Origin of the sequence: Thalassotalea sp. G20_0, assembly GCF_017744175.1 — a bacterium.
Taxonomy (GTDB): domain Bacteria; phylum Pseudomonadota; class Gammaproteobacteria; order Pseudomonadales; family Endozoicomonadaceae; genus Endozoicomonas.
Window position 1 is genome coordinate 68,237 of the sequence record NZ_JAGHQV010000023.1, and the last position, 15,712, is coordinate 83,948.

Genomic DNA, 15,712 nt, shown 5'->3' on the forward strand with positions numbered 1-15,712 from the left:
GGGGAAGGAGTCCATGAGATACCTGTCGTTATTTTCGGGGATTGAAGCGGCGACTGTTGCCTGGCATCCGTTGGGGTGGACACCGGTGGGCTTTGCCGAGATCGAACCATTCCCCTGTGCAGTGCTGGAACACCACTACCCCGATGTACCCAACCTTGGCAGCGTGACGGATATCACGGAAGCCATGATCCGCAAACTCGGCCCAATCGATCTGGTGGTGTTTGGCAGCCCTTGCCAGGATCTGTCGGTGGCTGGCAAACGAAAAGGATTTGACGGTGAACGATCAGGACTCTTCTTCGCAGCAATACAGATTATTCGGTGGGCCAGAAAACACGGCAACTGCCGCTTCGCCCTGTGGGAAAATGTGCCCGGCGCCTTCAGCAGTAACCAGGGCAAGGACTTTGCTGAAGTATTGCGATTACTTACTGGCACTGAGCAGTCATGTGCAGAAAAGTGGCGCTACGCTGGAGTTTCATTCGGTAAGGAAGGGCTTGTTGAATGGCGGGTGTGTGATGCTCAATTTTATGGAGTACCCCAACGTCGTCGAAGGGTCTTTGCTCTGGCAGATTTTGGAGACTGGACCCGTCGGGAACCGATTCTATTTGAGTCCGAGAGCTTGCTCCGGGATTCTGAACCGGGCGCAGAAGCGTGGGAAGAGCCTGCCGCCAAAGCTGGAGCAGGCATTGCAGCAAGTGGCCTCACGGGGAACCTGAGTGCTTACGATATGACGGCCTTCGGACAGTACGGTCCGGGTAAAACATCATCCACATTGAAGCAGCGGGATTACAAAGATGCCACGGATCTGGTGGTGTTCGAGCCCGGTGCCATGTCGCGGCTGGGTGGCCACTGGTCATCGGAATTATCACCCTGTCTTCGAGCCCATATGGGCGATAACCATCCGACCATTGCCTTCAATCCAAAGGACGATCCGGTTCATTCCGAAACCGTGGCCATGACGTTACAGGCTCAGGAGAACGGTTTGAGTGCCGCAGTGGCGATACCGATTCATGATCAGGCCACCCGACATTCTGGCAAGCGAGGCGAGCACCAGGACGGGAAAGGGAATGGTCTGGGTATCGGACAGCCTGGTGACCCGATGAACACATTAACAGCCGGTGATAAACACGCAGTTGCCAGTACCTCCACCGGTGAAGCTGGGTTAGCTATACGGCGATTGACTCCTGTCGAATGTGAACGTTTGCAGGGTTTCCCGGATGGGTACAGCGCGATTCCCTGGAAAAACAAACCGGCTGAAGATTGTCCTGATGGCCCGAGGTACAAGGCTCTTGGTAACTCTATGGCCGTTCCGGTTATGCGCTGGATTGGAAATCGTATCCAAACCGCGCTGAATTAGGAGGCTGCCATGTACTTTGCTTTGGAACCGGCCCTGATGCGGATCTTTGGAACGCCGGAGCTGATGATAAAAACCGCCAGCTGGCAGCGGGATATCAACGCCGGTTATCGTAAGACAGCGCTTGCACCAGAGCATCGGAGTACCCGGGATGAAAGACTGGGTGATGATGGTATTCGTAAGGGCGATCTGCGGGAAAAAATGCAGCCGGAACTCTTTGCCATTCTGACGATCCGGTATGACGATAATCAGGCGAATCGTATTCATGCATGGCACCTGGTGCAGCATCACCTACGAGCAGATCAGCGGCTGCCAAAACCGCTTCGCTGTAATCCGGTTCTGCTGAGACTCTGGCTAATGTATGAGCTCCAGCACAACTATTTGAGGGAAAAAAAAGGCCGCGTAGGAATTGAGATCAAGGGACGGAGTGAGCGGACGGTCTTCCGTTGGAAAAAATCCTGTCACAGGGTTTGTGATGAGTGGGTCAACCAGGCGGAAGATGAGGCTCAGCAACTGCTGGAACAGGCGGGCGTCATTCATTTTGAGTATTAACTTGCAGGCTTTTCACTTCCGAGCCAAGTTGTATACATATTGTATTTACATTGGGGTGGGTTATGGAGACCAGCGTATTTTTTAACAATAAAACGCAGGCTGTCAGAATTCCGAAAGAGCTTGCCTTTCCGGATACGGTTAAGCGAGTCATGGTGCGTAAAGAAGGAAAAGCCATCATCCTGACGCCGATCGAAGACTCCTGGGAAGCGTTCCTGGCGATGGAGCCCATTGATGACTTTCCAGAGAGGGAGCAACCGGCCTGTCAGGTTCGGGAGGACTTTTAATGGCTGAATACATGGTTGATTTTTAGAGGGGGTGAACGTGATCGACTTTGACGGGGCAGCCGCACGGGAGTCAGCAAAAGTCAGAGAGGAATTGAGAAGGGGGCAACAAATTGGTGCTTATGATACCTTGCTGGCAGGCCATGCCAGAAGTCGGGGGATGGTAATGGTCACTCATAATCAGCGAGAATTTTCCAGAGTTCCCGGATTGCAACTTGCCGATTGGCTGGGCTGAAAAAGGGTGCTGTGACCAAAATTTGATCTGTGCTTGACTCATAGTGTCAGTATAAGTACGGTAAAAGCTCATGCTGGGAGACTTCCCGATAACTTGATTTCCCACTGCTTGAATCCTTCAAAGAAACCCGGCCCCGTTGCCGGGTTTTTAGTTTCTGTCACTCCCAAACTGAACCACTATAAAAAAGGAACTTCATGTTTCACTTTTCCACTTCGTCCAGGCGACATTTGTCGACTTGTGATGAGCGGCTTCAGCGTGTCTTCAGGAAAGTGATTGAGCATTACGATTGTACGATTATTTGTGGTCATCGGGGTAAGGCTGCACAGATGCTGGCGTTTGAAAATGGTCAGTCGGAGTTGCAGTGGCCAGATAGTAATCACAATGAGCTGCCCAGCAAGGCTGTGGATGTAATGGCTTATCCCTTGGACTGGTTTGATTATCAGCGATCTGCGCACTTTGCCGGTTATGTGTTGGGGGTTGCTGAGGTTATGGGCATCAAGCTGCGTTGGGGTGGTGACTGGGATAGGGATGGTCAGCTGAAAGATCATCGGTTTAAGGATTACCCGCACTTTGAGCTGGTGGATGATTAACCTGAACCCAATGGCTGGAATTGCCAAAGCGCTGATGGGTGGGCTTGATGGCTTGTTCACGTCTGATGAAGAGCGAGCCAAAGCTGAATTGTCTTTGAGTCACCAGTTACAGCAGCCTCATATTCTTCAGGCATTGGCCAATATCGAAGGAGCAAAGCATCCATCGGTATTTGTGTCTGGTTGGCGGCCTGCCCTTGGTTGGCTCTGTGTGTTGATTCTTGCCTGGACCTGGATTGTTCGGGATCTGGTCATCATTGGTTTGATGCTTGTGGATAAGTCAGAAGTGGTTCAGCAGTTACCCACAGCCGACACCAGTACCGTGATTACTTTGCTGCTTTGTTTGCTGGGCTTGGGAGGTGCTCGAACGCTGGAGAAACTGAAAGGTGTTGCCAGGAGATAGCTATGGGTGATGAAGACCGCTTCAACCGTATAGAGCAAAAGCTGGATGGCATTACCCAGATCCTGCAGACCTTGGCCAAGCACGATGAGCGGATGGTGAACCTGGCACTGCGAGAAAAACGCAGTGAGGAACGGCTGGATGCTATCGAAAAATCGGTACTGAAAAACTCGACCATCAGCAGTGTGATTCAGTGGATTGCTGCGACCACCACGGCAGGCATTATCGCTTTTGCTATCAAACAGTTTCTCTAATCATGGCTAATCACAGTAAATACACTCCTGAGATGTGCGAGCAGGTGAAGGAGTTGATGAGCACAGGCCTGAGCAGGAAAGCTACCGCTACGGAAATGGGGATCAGCTATAACACGTTTCTGTCGTACATCGATAGGTATGAGGAATTTGCTGAAGCTGTAGCTCAGGCAGATGTGCTGGCAGAGGTGTTTTGGGAAGAGAAATACATGCAGGGAGCACTGGGTATGAATAAGGATGTTTCCCCGGCCATGCTGATCATGTATATGAAAAACCGGTACCACTGGCGGGATCGCCATGAGCAGACCGTAGTGGCGGAAAAGATACCGACGCTGGATGAATGGCTGGAAGAAAAGGACGGGTAACGCCAGCCCGGTAACGGCTGTTGACTGAGTTTCAGTTCTACGCCAGCAAGTGCCTGAAGATCCGCACCAAAAGCGCCAAAGTCATTCCCTTTCAACTCAATAAGGCTCAGCTCTACCTGGATAGTCGCATCGAGGATCAACGCCTGCGCACGGGCAAGGTGAGAATTGTTGTGCTGAAAGGACGACAACAGGGCTGTTCCACCTATACTGAAGGGCGATTTTACTGGCTGGTGAGTAATCGCAAGGGGCTACGGGCCTATATCCTGACCCACGAAGCGGATGCCACCGCCAACCTGTTTGATATGGTGCAGCGGTATCACGACAATCAGCCACCGTTTACCCAGAGGGAACTGAAGAATAAGAGCTCCAAGCTGTTGGAGTTTTACCACGATTCCGGGTATCGGGTGGGAACCGCTGGCAATAAAGGAGCTGGTCGATCATCCACAGCGCAGCTGTTTCATGGATCGGAAGTGGCATTCTGGCCTAATGCGGATGAGCACCTGGCGGGCGTATTACAGGCAGTACCCAATGAAAACAATACTGAGGTCATTCTGGAGAGCACTGCTAACGGCGTCGGTGGTGTGTTTTATGATTATGTTATGGACGCTGATGCTGGGCGCGGTGATTTTGAACTGGTGTTTATACCTTGGTTCTGGCAGGACGAGTACCGTGCCGAAGTCTCCGCCGACTTCACGACAGATGCAGACGAAAGATACCTGAAGCAGCAGTATGACCTGGATGATGAACAGCTGCAGTGGCGTCGCCAAAAGATCTATGAGCTGAAGTCGGAAGACAAGTTCAAGCAGGAATACCCTTGCAATATTCAGGAAGCTTTTCTGTTTTCCGGACGGCCAGTTTTTGATCCTAAACATACCGAAGCTGCCAGGCAGGAGTGCTACTCGCCTAAATGGCAGTGTGAGCTGACACCTAATGGCTTAAACCGGAAAAAACCGGGATTACTGAACATCTGGTACCCAGTGGAGGGGAGTCAGCAGTATGTCATCGGTTGCGATGTGGCGGAAGGATTGGCACCGATCAATGACAAACACAAGCACGGAGATTATTCATCCATCGACGTATTGGACCGTTCCGGTTATCAGGTGGCCCACTGGTCTGGCCATGTGGCACCGGATGACCTGGGCAAGATGCTTAACCATCTGGGGCGTTACTACAACAATGCCCTGATTGGTGTGGAAAGAAACAACCACGGTCTGACCACCATCACCAAACTCAAAGACCTGAAATATCCCAATCTCTATATGGAAACTACGGTGGACCAGCGCACCCAGAAACGCACTAAACGGATTGGCTGGCTTACTACGAGCAAATCAAAACCATTAATGATTGATCATCTGGCTGCATTGCTCAGGGATGGCGAAGCGGGAATCTGCAACGTAGAGACGGTAAAGGAATGCCAGACCTACGTCATTGAAGACAACGGAGCCACTAATGCTCAGGAAGGTTGCTTCGATGATCGGGTGATCAGTTATGCCATTGCCCAGCAGATGGTTCTAAAACTGCCAAGGCGGAAGATCAATATCAATGAGCTGAAATATCGGGCTCCAGGGAAATCGGCATACTGATGGAACGGACAATCATTCTTTTTACTCAGCAGGTGGTGGGTAGCTGGCCAGCCATTATGGCCGGTCATCGTTTTGAGTGGCAGCGACGCAGGGGCAAGAAGGTCAGGTAATGGAACACGGACTGGTGATGGTCGCGACCCCGGATGAGGTGACTCAGGCGGAGATGGACAACGAGCGTCGTGAACAAGCGGTTCGTGATGCTTTTGCATCAGATCTCTACAGTCGTTGGCAAGGCTATCGGGAAGCAAGACGGGAAGTGGAAGACGAATGGCTGGATGCGCTGCGGGCGGTAAAAGGTGAATACGGTCCCGAGCAGGAAAAGGTGATGGAAGAACAGCAGGCCTTGAGCCGGGTGTTTATCAAGATCACAGCCACCAAGGTGAATGCAGCCTATTCTCGACTCATTGATCTGCTTTTTCAGAATGTGGATAGCTTCTGGGATATTGTTCCCAGTCCACTGTCGGATATTCCTGCATCTATAAAACAGCAGATCCGCATGATGGCAATTCAGGAACTGCTCTCCTATCGACTGGACCCCCGAACCCGCAACCAACTCATCCAGGAACGTAATGATGAGATGGAACGGGAGCTGCTGGCAGAAGCATTGGAGAAGGCCAATACCGCTGCCATGAAAATGAAGCGGTTGATCAAGGATTATCTGATCAATGCCAATGCACTTACCGAAATCAAAAAGATGGTTCGTGAACAGGTGACCCTTGGAACCGGCTGTATCAAGGTAGCAACCCTGAATATCCGAAACCATGAGAAGTGGGAAAGTGAAGGTGATGAATGGAAACTCAACGAGCATCAGAGCATTGAGCCGGATATTGAATGGGCCAGTGTCTTTGACCTTTTCCCTGATCCCTATTCCCATGATCCCGGCAAACCAAATGATCTGTTTCGACGCCATGTGCTGACCAAACATGAGTTCAGAGAATTAGCAGGCAGCCCTGGTTTTGAGACCGATACCATTCACGCCATTCTGATGGAGTCTCCCCAGGGAAACCATGTACCCGAAGATTACGAACGGGAACTGCGAAATATCAACGACAATGATGAGCAGTATGTTACGCCCCAGCGTTTTGATGTGCTGGAGTATTGGGGGCCGGTAGATGGCCATCAGCTGATGGAGTATGGCGTTACCGATATCGATGAACAGGCAGAGTACCAGGCCAATATCTGGATCTGCGATGGCCGGATGATTATGGCCAGGCTGAATCCTCTGAAGCCGGAAGCTATCCCTTACAAGTTTGTCCCTTACGAAAGTGTTTTGCATCGATTCTGGGGCATCGGTATCCCCTACATGATGAACGACAGTCAGGATGTCATGAACTCCACCGGCAGAGCCCTTTTGGATAATGCAGCCCTGACTGCAGGCCCAATGTTCCAGATGGATGTGAGCAAATTTCCGGAAGGTATGAGCCTGGAAGATGCTAAGAAAATCTATCCTTACCGACTCTGGTTCTATGACGGTGAAGCCGGTGAAGGGCCAATGATTCAGGCCATCAATATCCAGAGTAACCAGAAGGATCTGTCAGGTATCTTCGAAATGTTCCGAAGGTTTGCGGATGAAGAAACGTCACTCCCCAGTTACACCCACGGCGAACAGACCCAAAACCTGAATAAGACTGCCAGCGGCATGAGTATGCTTATGACAGCTGCCAATGTAGCCCTGAAAAGCGTAGTGAAAAATATAGACGACTACGCCACGGTTCCGCTGATTGACAGCCTGTTTAATTTCGCCATGCGCTGGAGTGACAGCGAGGATGCCAAGCGGGGCGATCTGGATGTGGTGGCCATGGGCAGTGCTGCGCTGGTGGCCAAGGAGTTGCAGTCAGAGCGGATGATGAATGCCCTGAATGTCAGTATGAATCCGGTTCTGGGTCCCATGACCGATCACCGTTATCTGTATAACGAATACCTAAAATCCCTGGATATTGATCCTGATAAAGCCCTGCGCCCCGAGGAAGAAATGTATGCCCAATCCACTGCACCTGACCAGCCAGGAGGCGGAAGCGATCCTGCGGCTGGAGGACAACCCGGATTACCAGATGCTGGTGGAGCATCTGGAACGTCGCCGAACGGAGCTGCTGGAGAAGATGGCGCTCGCCCGGGATTCAACGGAATTACGCATCCTGCAGGGTAAGGCGCAGGAACTCAGTGATTTGATGCACTTATCTCATCGATCACGAACCTACATACGACAGCAATGACTTAAACCGAACCGTCGAAAAGGCGGTTTTTTTATGCCCGGGAGTGGGCGGTGTCCCGACAACGCACGCCTGCATGGATGCAGGAGTTAGTGGGCATAAAAGCAACGCAGGAGCAGTTGCCGAGGAGCACCTGTCGGGTCATATCTTTAAAAAGGACTTTTAAAACATCATGGAAGATGCGGGCCATATCCTTTCACTTAGCGGTGGTAAGGATTCCACCGCGCTTGCGCTGCTGGCCAGAGAAGAACTGGAAGCAGGCCATATTAATAACCTGAAGCTGGTGTTTGCTGATACCGGTAATGAACATCAGGATACATACGACTACGTTCAGTATTTGAAGGATCAAGTATTCAGCGACTTGCCTTTTGAAATTGTCAAAGCTGACTTTACCAGGCAGATCAATAAAAAAAGGGCGTACATAGAGGCCAACTGGGAAACTGACCTGATGGCTGCAGGGTTGTCTGATATCGAGGCGGCAGAACGGGTGAGCAAAGCGCTGGATATATTGCAGCCTACCGGCAATCCGTTCCTGGATCTTTGTTTGTGGAAAGGACGGTTTCCCAGTACCCGCAGACGTTTCTGTTCGGAAGAACTGAAACACAGGCCCATTGACGATCTGGTAATCAAGCCCGCCCTGGAAGAATACGACGATGTTTATAGCTGGCAGGGTGTACGGGCCGATGAATCGCCAGCCAGAGCGTTACTGCCTGTTCAGGAAGAACATCCCAAACGGTGGGGCCTGATTACCTATCGACCGATCCTGAACTGGAATGTAGAGCGGGTTTTTGAACAGCACCGCAAGCATGGTGTGAAGCCCAATCCCCTTTAATCAACAGGGGATGAAACGAGTGGGTTGCATGCCTTGTATCCATTGCGGCAAGCAGGAAATGAGAGAGGTCGCCAAACGGTTCCCTGAAGCCATTGAACGGATCAGTCAGTGGGAGGCGATGGTGTCCGATGCGGCCAAGCGGGGAGCCAGTACGTTTATGGATGCCAGGGTGACGGCAAAGATGCTCGGCACCGGCACCAGTGTTGAAGAAATACACCACACCAGTCACGGTATTCGAGCCTATGTGGACTGGTCACGAACCGCCAGAGGTGGCAAACAGATAGACCTGATTGCCATGACCGAAGTGGACGATATACCGCTTTGCAGCAGCCTTTATGGGTTGTGTGAATAGTACTTTTGACAGCAGAAGTATGACTTCTACCGGCAAAGGTATGACAACCAACCAGAGACGTTTGCGTCGCAAGGAAAAACCTTGCGTGAACCTTACACGCAACAAATTTAAGTAACACGAACCGCCTGCACTGGCGGTTTTTTTTGCCTGTTTGAAGGACAAGCCCTGAGCCCCGGAAGGCAGGTCAACCAACTTTGTGGACAAGCCATAGCGCCCCACAGGGAGAGTGAAGATGGCTATTGATGCCGAAAAGCTGGATCAGGAAACCGATGCCGAACTGGCAGCCCTTATGGGTCTGAATACGGAAGCCCCTGCTGCTTTTGCACAGCAAGAGGATGAGCAGGATAAGCAGACCGACCAGAACCCACCCGCTGATGAGTTACCCCCGCCACCTGCACCGCAGTCGGATGCTGATGACGAACTGTCAGAGCCGCTTGCTCCCGCATCCCGTGAAGACAGCGGTGAAGACTGGCAGGACAAGTACACCAAGGCGGAAGAGTCCCGCAAAAATGCCCATGCCCTGATGACCCAGGCCACGCAGAAAGCCGCAGATTTGGAGCGCAGTAATAATGAGTTTCAGCAACAGATGGCCACTCTGCAGGCCAAAGTTGATTTGCTCAGTCAGCAGAGTTTGAGCCAGGCGAATCCATCCAATAGCGAACCATCGCCGTCTGATCAGTTTCAGGAACTCCGTAAGGATTACCAGGAGCTGGACCCGGTGTTTAACAAGCTGGATGAGTCGGAACAGCTCAACAGAAAACTGGAACAGCGGCTGGTGGCTATTGAGAAGGCACGGCAGGAGCAGGAGGCCGATCAGGCTCGACAGGCATTCTGGAGCAAGTTGCGCAGTCTTCATCCCGATGTGGAGCAGATCTCTGCCAGTGAGGACTTTAAAGGCTGGTTTGCACGACAAACGGCTGATGTTCAGGAGCTGAGTCGTGTCAGCCCATTGGGGGCGGCACAGGTAATGAGTCTCTATAAAGAGGCTGCCGGTCTGAACAAACCTGTAGCAAAACCGGCACCTGATCCAGCGCAAAAAATGCAGCAGGCAAAACAGATGAGCGAGCCGCCGGTGCGGTCCCGCTCAACACCGACCACTCAGGGTCGCCAACCCGCTATGACACTGGAACAGATAGCGGTTATGCCGCAGAAAGAGTTTGATGCCAACGAGGAAAAACTCGATGAGGTTCTGGCCCAGTGGATTAAGCAGGGAGGCAGGCTCTAACCGATTCTCGAAAGAGATTCAAAGGATCTGAATCATGGCAACGACCACGTTTCCAACAGGGGCTATGGCAAATGCCCTGTCGGTTATTTATTCCAAAAAGCTCAACGCGAAGTTCTATAAACGAACCGTGTTGTCCGCCATCTGTAACACCAACTGGGAAGGCGAGATCCAGTCTGAGGGTTCCAAGGTAGTGATCCGTACCCGGCCTGATATCGCGGTAGCGGATTATGATCGCGCCACTGGGGTTGAGTACCAGGATCTGGAACCACCCAAGGTGGAACTGCCCATCGACAAGACCAAGTACTACGCCTTTGTGGATGACTACATCCAGAGCGCCCAGTCCAATATTGAGCTGATCAACGAGTCTTCTGCCGATGCAGCAGAGAACATGAAGATCGCAGTAGACGGCGATGTACTGGGGAATATCTATACCGATGTACATCCGGACAACAAGATCGACGGCGGTGGTACCGGCGTGGTTGTGGATAAGGCCAATGTGCTGGATTACATCGTCGATATGGGCACGCTGCTGGACGAGAAGAATATTCCCGAGTCTGGCCGTTGGCTGGTGCTGCCACCCTGGGTGTGCGGCATGATCAAGAAGTCTGAGCTGAAGGATGCTTCTCTGGCCGGTGATGGTACCTCCATCGTTCGTAATGGCCGTCTCGGCATCATCGACCGGTTCACCCTTTACTGCAGCAACAACTTGGCCACCGCTTCGGGGGTGACCCAGTGCATGGCGGGCGTGAAGGACTTTGCCGGGTTTGCTTCACAGTTTATCAAGCATGAAAGCCTGACGCTGGAGAAGCACTTCGGCATGGGGCATCGTGGCTTGCAGGTCTATGGCTACAAGGTGCTGAAGCCGGATGCTGGTGTGCTGCTGGCAGCCAAACGCTCTTAACCTCTTTTTTTGAACCACAAAGACACCAAGGCACAAAGAAAAGCTTTTCGTCTTTTCCTTTGTGTTCTTTGTGCCTTTGTGGTGAACAAAAAAATCTCAAAGGAGACTCTGAACCATGGCTTTTGATCTGGAAACCTGCCGCAGCAAGGATGAACTGGAATCCTTTGCCCGGCAGATGTTTAACGTGGAGCTGGACAAGCGCAAAAAGCTGGATGAGCTAAAAGACGAAGTGCGTCTGTTGATGAACGGTGGTGATCCTCTGGTAAAACAGGAAGAGCCAGAAGAAGCAACGCAGCCTTCAAAAGGAGCTAAGAAACCACTCCAGTTTGTGCTGAACAAAAACACCAACAGTGTCTTTATTTACAACCCCAGGCTGAAGAAACGGATGGGTGTGGATCTGGAGTTTTGTGACCAGCAGGGAAACCGGCTATAGGTTATGAAGGTTACCGCCATCATCCAGCGGGTTCGCAACCTGCTTCAGGACAACACCCCAGTGCCGCGCTGGACCAACAGTGACCTGCTGGACTGTTACAACGAAGCCTTGCTGGCAGTAGTGCAGAACCGGCCTGACGCGAACTCGCAGTTACTGGCCTTTACCTGTCAGGCTCAGGCAGTACAGTCGCTGCCACCCGGCACATACCGACTGCTGGATATTGTCGATAACCCTTCCACAGGCAGAACGGTGATTGCCACTACCCGCAGTTCTCTGGATAGCCTTTTGCCCAACTGGACGACTGCTACCGGAGAGTCTGTAGAGCAGTACGTTTACGACCAGAAAAGCCCATCGGTTTTTTATGTGTACCCTGTGCCCCCTTCGGATCATCAATTAAACCTATTGGTCAGTCAGGCTCCTGCGCGAATAATGATGACCGGTTTTGACACCGACACCCAGCTATTCAGTTTGGATGAACTGTGGCTCAACCCGGTGATCAACTACATGTTGTTCCGGGCGTTCAGCATGGATATGGAGACAGAGGCCAATATGCAGCAGGCCCAAAGTTACCTGGCCATGTTTGCTAATGACCTGGGATTGAAATGGAACGTGGACCAAATGTTCCGGCAGATGCTTCAGGGCAAGGTAGAGGGTTAGTGCTTTTTCTCTTTGGCTTTCTTGTCATGGAAGTGCAACCAGATGCCAAAGACTAGCATCGGCACGGCAAACATGGCAGTGACAAGCAGGTATTGATCACCCGTATCCATAATCAACTCTCCAACTGATAGCCAAAGTAGATGCAGCCGAGCACCAGTGCAAAGCCCAAAAATTCCAATTTCAACAGGTGAGCAGGCTCGTTAAGCACGGGACCGATCATGCACAGTGCCAGTGGAACCTTTACCAGATCGTAGAACAGTTTGGACAAACTTTCTCGCTGTTTTGTATTCATTATTCGCACCTTTGTACTTCTTATTCAGGGTTTTCCCAAGGACAGCATAGACCATGGAACTGGACGCCTACCTTTCCCGAATCCGCCCTTATGCCAAGGGCTGCCCGGATCAGGTGATCCGTAATTACCTGATTATTGTTCTGCGGGATATTTGCCACCGCGCAAACCTTTGGCGACACCATGACAAACTGTTTATTGTAGAGGGCATTAAGGACTACACCTTGGCTTCTCCCTCTGGCAGTGATATCGCCACGGTTCAGAACCTATTACGGGAAGACGGCACCCGACTGGAAAGCCGTGATCTGATCCCTCCTTACCTTTCTGCTGGAACCCCTTACTACTATCGCCACTTTCAGACCACGGCATTGCACGTTGCCCCGATCCCTGACAAGGATGTAATGCACGACATTGAGCTGACACTGATGCCAGCCTTTGATGCCACCGAAGTACCGGACGACTTGGCCAATCTTACCCTTGAGTTTGCCTGCTGGGGTGTACTGGCGGATCTGCAAATGATGCCGGACGAGCCCTGGACCAACCCGCAACTGTCGGAAGTGAACCGGCAGAAGTATGAGCGGGAATTGAACAAGAAACGTATCCGTGGGTTAGTCGGCGTCAGCAGTGGCGAGCAATCGGTGACAAGAAGGAGATTTGTCTGATGGCCGTGAGCGAGGTGAACCTTGAACCCCATATCCGGGGCAACAATATGAGTTTCCTCATTGAGTTCCGGAAAAATGATTTGCCTGTGGATTACACGGGCTGGACGCTGATTTTTTCCATGAAGTATCACCCGCTTCAGAGTGATGAAGAAGTGGCGTTACGCAAGGAGATCACTGTTACCGGCAGTGAGGCGACACTGGAGATTGTCCCGGAAGATACCCGCAACCTGGCAACCCAGAAATTTTATTACGACTTGCAACTGGTATCACCGGATGCAGAGGAGGTGCAGACCGTCATGACCGGACGCTGGCAGCTGTTGGCCAGTGTTACCCATAACGTGGAGCTGTCGTCGTAATGGATAACAGCAGTTACCAGCCCATCGTCCTGCATCTGGATGATAACCATGATGTGATTCAGGTTACTGTGGAGGATGTGGTCAGGCCAATCACTGTCCACCTTGGCCCCTTTCTGCGCTGGGAACAAGTCACGGATAAACCGGATGATTTTCCGCCAGCGTCCCATCAACACGCCATCGCTGAAACGGAAGGATTGGCCGAAGCCCTGGCAGGCAAGCCCGATGAGGCTCGGGACGATGGCAAACAGTATGCCCGTATAAACAGAACCTGGGCAGAAGTCGATGGCCTACCAGATCAGACAGGCCATCAGGGCAAGGCGCTGGTCACCGATGGTACCAGGGCCAGTTGGCAAGAACAGACAGGAGGTTCAGGTGGTAGTTCAGGCGATGTCGAAGAAGCACCGCAGGATGGCCAGCTCTATTTTAGACATAACGGGGCATGGACCGCAGTCAGCGACACCTTTCTGGAAACCACACCCGTTGGATTAACAGCATTGTGGGATGGTTCGGCAATCGCACCGGCAGGATGGTTGGAGTGTGACGGAGCAGAGATTGATAGTACTCAATACCCGGAGCTTTATGAGCTTTACAAAGACCGGATCGAAACCGGCAAAGCATTCCTGCCCGATTATCGAGGCGAATTTATCCGGGGCTGGGACCATGGGCGTGGTGTAGATGCAGACCGGGAACTGGGAAGCGAACAGGCCGATGAGATAGCGAACCATAACCATGAAGTCGCTATCGCCATTAATGAATCCAAGTGGGATGCGATGCCGTTCGGTACCTCTGAAGATCCGGCGGTGATCAGAGGCCAGTATCACGATCTTGGCACCGGTGACACTGCGGAAGGTACCGAAAGGTGGATGTTGAGCAACAGCCGGGGAGGCGATGAAACCCGTCCCCGTAACCGTGCTGCCATGGTGATTATCAAGGCAATAGCCGGACCCAACCTGGTATCGCAGCTTGCCGTTCCCCATCGCTCGGTTTATAGCGGCATTGCCGGACAGCAGACGTTTAGTCATAACTATGAAATCAATCGTCCGATCAGCGTGTTTGTTGATGGCCTGAAACTGATTAAAGGTACCCATTTCACCGCAGATACCGGCACTGATATTCAGCTGAACACTCCGTTGTCTGCCGACGCTGATGTTGAGATTGAATCCTTGGGCAAGTTGACGCTGTACGAGTCGAGCTCAGATAACCAGCAATCACAAATCGACTTGCTCAGTGATGATCTGGACCAGATACAGACGGACATGGCCACCCAGGGAAGCAATCTGGCTCAGGTGCAGTCACAGTTCGCAACTCAAGCCAGTGACCTGATGCAGTTGCAACTGGAGGTGCGTAACCAGGGGAATGATGTCGCTCAACTGCAAACGGATATGGTCACGGTCAACTCCGGGCTGTCTCAAGCGCAGACCGATATTGCCACGATCAATACCGAACTGTCCCAAGCTCAAACTGACATCGGTACGGTTACCTCCGGGCTGAGTCAGGTAGAGAGTGATGTATCCGACCTGCAAAGCAACATAAACACCCATTTTTCCGATCTGATACCAAGGGTGGAGACTCTGGAAAGCCGGGTCATTCCCCCTGACCTGTCTACCGCCTTTGCCAACCTGACCGCACGGGTGGAAGCCCTGGAAAACTCGACACCGACAGAGCCACCGGCTGATGAGGACGATGATATGAAATTACTGGGTACATTTGAGCATACCAATAGTGCCGATATTTCAATTACTGATGGCTTCGATGACTCGCTTTACTCTGGTTACCATCTGGTCATCAGCAATCTTGCAATAGAAGACAGTGATTACCGGCAAAAGAAACTGGGCATCGCTTTCTGGAATGGCAGCTCATGGCAGGATGGGTTTGGCATGGCCACTACCTCGGTGATCAAAACCGGAGGGGCTGATGGTTCTATGGAGGGCTCTTACACAGGCTACGTGTTGGCTGAAGCAGAAATGGATAGTGTCTACCTGTCCGGCACTCTGAGTATATCCATGGGTGGTTCATCAAAAGGGGCATGGACGGCAAACTTTAATACTGGCAATGGCAACCCTTACATATCAGCCATGCTGTCGGCACCGGTTTTTGAAGGTATCCAGGGTGTCAGGTTCTTCACTGATGCCCAGACTAACAATGTGATCAGTGGTACCTTTTCCATCTACGGGCTAAAGAAGTAACGGC

General features: G+C 51.8%; 20 protein-coding genes. 19 read left to right on the forward strand and 1 reads right to left on the reverse strand.

The features are described 5' to 3' along the window. Positions 1 to 13 precede the first annotated feature (13 nt). The 16 genes from J7438_RS14910 (at position 14) to J7438_RS14985 (ending at position 12,215) form a co-directional block, all read left to right on the forward strand. Positions 14 to 1,354: a DNA cytosine methyltransferase gene (locus J7438_RS14910; RefSeq protein ID WP_209277161.1), complete on the forward strand. Its 1,341-nt coding sequence runs from the start codon at positions 14 to 16 to the stop codon at positions 1,352 to 1,354. A 9-nt stretch (positions 1,355 to 1,363) separates the two neighbouring features. After that, positions 1,364 to 1,903, forward strand: coding sequence for a hypothetical protein (locus J7438_RS14915; protein WP_209277162.1), 540 nt, complete (start codon positions 1,364 to 1,366; stop codon positions 1,901 to 1,903). Positions 1,904 to 1,965: 62 nt separating this feature from the next. Continuing rightward, positions 1,966 to 2,187 carry a type II toxin-antitoxin system VapB family antitoxin gene (vapB, locus tag J7438_RS14920; RefSeq protein ID WP_209277163.1) on the forward strand — a complete coding sequence of 74 codons (222 nt, stop codon included), beginning with the start codon at positions 1,966 to 1,968 and terminating at the stop codon, positions 2,185 to 2,187. Between the two features lie 31 nt (positions 2,188 to 2,218). Next, entirely contained in the window at positions 2,219 to 2,419 is a 201-nt protein-coding gene (locus J7438_RS14925) for a PIN domain-containing protein (RefSeq protein WP_353620141.1), read from the forward strand. A gap of 194 nt (positions 2,420 to 2,613) precedes the next feature. Further along, positions 2,614 to 3,009, forward strand: a complete 396-nt coding sequence (locus J7438_RS14930) for a M15 family metallopeptidase domain-containing protein (RefSeq protein ID WP_209277165.1) — start codon at positions 2,614 to 2,616, stop codon at positions 3,007 to 3,009. Positions 3,010 to 3,019: 10 nt separating this feature from the next. Continuing rightward, positions 3,020 to 3,409: a 3TM-type holin gene (locus J7438_RS14935; protein WP_209204374.1), complete on the forward strand. Its 390-nt coding sequence runs from the start codon at positions 3,020 to 3,022 to the stop codon at positions 3,407 to 3,409. Positions 3,410 to 3,411: 2 nt separating this feature from the next. Next, on the forward strand, positions 3,412 to 3,660 hold the full coding sequence (locus J7438_RS14940) for a hypothetical protein (protein WP_209204373.1): 249 nt from the start codon (positions 3,412 to 3,414) through the stop codon (positions 3,658 to 3,660). A gap of 56 nt (positions 3,661 to 3,716) precedes the next feature. Continuing rightward, on the forward strand, positions 3,717 to 4,022 hold the full coding sequence (locus tag J7438_RS14945) for a helix-turn-helix domain-containing protein (protein WP_209277166.1): 306 nt from the start codon (positions 3,717 to 3,719) through the stop codon (positions 4,020 to 4,022). Between the two features lie 20 nt (positions 4,023 to 4,042). After that, entirely contained in the window at positions 4,043 to 5,605 is a 1,563-nt protein-coding gene (locus J7438_RS14950; protein ID WP_209277167.1) for a terminase large subunit, read from the forward strand. Between the two features lie 109 nt (positions 5,606 to 5,714). Beyond that, positions 5,715 to 7,751 (forward strand): portal protein, encoded by a 2,037-nt coding sequence (locus tag J7438_RS14955; protein WP_209277168.1) that lies wholly within the window; start codon positions 5,715 to 5,717, stop codon positions 7,749 to 7,751. A 236-nt stretch (positions 7,752 to 7,987) separates the two neighbouring features. Beyond that, entirely contained in the window at positions 7,988 to 8,647 is a 660-nt protein-coding gene (locus J7438_RS14960; protein WP_209277169.1) for a phosphoadenosine phosphosulfate reductase domain-containing protein, read from the forward strand. A 28-nt stretch (positions 8,648 to 8,675) separates the two neighbouring features. Further along, on the forward strand, positions 8,676 to 8,999 hold the full coding sequence (locus J7438_RS14965; protein WP_209277170.1) for a hypothetical protein: 324 nt from the start codon (positions 8,676 to 8,678) through the stop codon (positions 8,997 to 8,999). A gap of 232 nt (positions 9,000 to 9,231) precedes the next feature. Further along, positions 9,232 to 10,224, forward strand: coding sequence for a hypothetical protein (locus J7438_RS14970; protein ID WP_209277171.1), 993 nt, complete (start codon positions 9,232 to 9,234; stop codon positions 10,222 to 10,224). Positions 10,225 to 10,258: 34 nt separating this feature from the next. Beyond that, positions 10,259 to 11,125, forward strand: a complete 867-nt coding sequence (locus J7438_RS14975; protein ID WP_209277172.1) for a hypothetical protein — start codon at positions 10,259 to 10,261, stop codon at positions 11,123 to 11,125. 115 nt (positions 11,126 to 11,240) lie between these two features. Next, positions 11,241 to 11,558 carry a hypothetical protein gene (locus J7438_RS14980; protein WP_209277173.1) on the forward strand — a complete coding sequence of 106 codons (318 nt, stop codon included), beginning with the start codon at positions 11,241 to 11,243 and terminating at the stop codon, positions 11,556 to 11,558. Between the two features lie 3 nt (positions 11,559 to 11,561). Beyond that, positions 11,562 to 12,215, forward strand: a complete 654-nt coding sequence (locus tag J7438_RS14985; protein WP_209277174.1) for a phage adaptor protein — start codon at positions 11,562 to 11,564, stop codon at positions 12,213 to 12,215. Between the two features lie 112 nt (positions 12,216 to 12,327). Here the strand turns inward: J7438_RS14985 and J7438_RS14990 are convergent, their stop codons facing one another. Beyond that, complete coding sequence (locus tag J7438_RS14990) at positions 12,328 to 12,507, reverse strand: hypothetical protein (protein WP_209277175.1); 180 nt, start codon at positions 12,505 to 12,507, stop codon at positions 12,328 to 12,330. Between the two features lie 53 nt (positions 12,508 to 12,560). Here J7438_RS14990 and J7438_RS14995 point away from each other — a divergent pair, with 53 nt between their 5' ends. From J7438_RS14995 to J7438_RS15005, 3 genes are read left to right on the forward strand one after another with little or no spacing between them, the layout of a single operon-like run. Then, positions 12,561 to 13,166, forward strand: coding sequence for a phage adaptor protein (locus tag J7438_RS14995; RefSeq protein ID WP_209277176.1), 606 nt, complete (start codon positions 12,561 to 12,563; stop codon positions 13,164 to 13,166). Continuing rightward, complete coding sequence (locus tag J7438_RS15000) at positions 13,166 to 13,522, forward strand: hypothetical protein (RefSeq protein WP_209277177.1); 357 nt, start codon at positions 13,166 to 13,168, stop codon at positions 13,520 to 13,522. The genes J7438_RS14995 and J7438_RS15000 overlap by 1 nt, the downstream gene beginning before the upstream one ends. After that, entirely contained in the window at positions 13,522 to 15,708 is a 2,187-nt protein-coding gene (locus J7438_RS15005; protein ID WP_209277178.1) for a tail fiber protein, read from the forward strand. Before J7438_RS15000 ends, J7438_RS15005 begins: the two co-directional genes overlap by 1 nt. Positions 15,709 to 15,712 lie beyond the last annotated feature (4 nt).